This window comes from Aquabacterium sp. A08 (assembly GCF_011742065.1).
Window position 1 is genome coordinate 1 of the sequence record NZ_JAAQQT010000051.1, and the last position, 260, is coordinate 260.

Annotated in this window: 1 protein-coding gene; it reads right to left on the minus strand. The window is 66.9% G+C overall.

The genetic code is table 11. The features are described 5' to 3' along the window. On the minus strand, positions 1-260 hold a 260-nt coding region (locus tag HA630_RS00290; RefSeq protein ID WP_166831989.1), incomplete at both ends, for a hypothetical protein.

The following is a 260-nucleotide window of genomic DNA, read 5'->3' on the forward strand; positions in this document are numbered from 1 at the left end:
CCGCGCTTCAGGTTCCAGATGTCGTCGTCGCTCATGTGCGCCACCAGCTCCAGCGCCTTGGGGTCGCGGCCGAAGAAGTGCTTGCGCACGTAGGCACCGTCGTTGGCCTTGAAGGCCTGGTAGTCGCCGTCCAGCGTCTCCATCATGATCTTGCGCAGGGCGCCATCCTTGTCGCGCGCCAGCAGCGGGTCCCAGCCCGAGCCCCACAGCAGCTTGATCACGTTCCAGCCGGCCCCGCGGAACTCGCCTTCCAGCTCCTG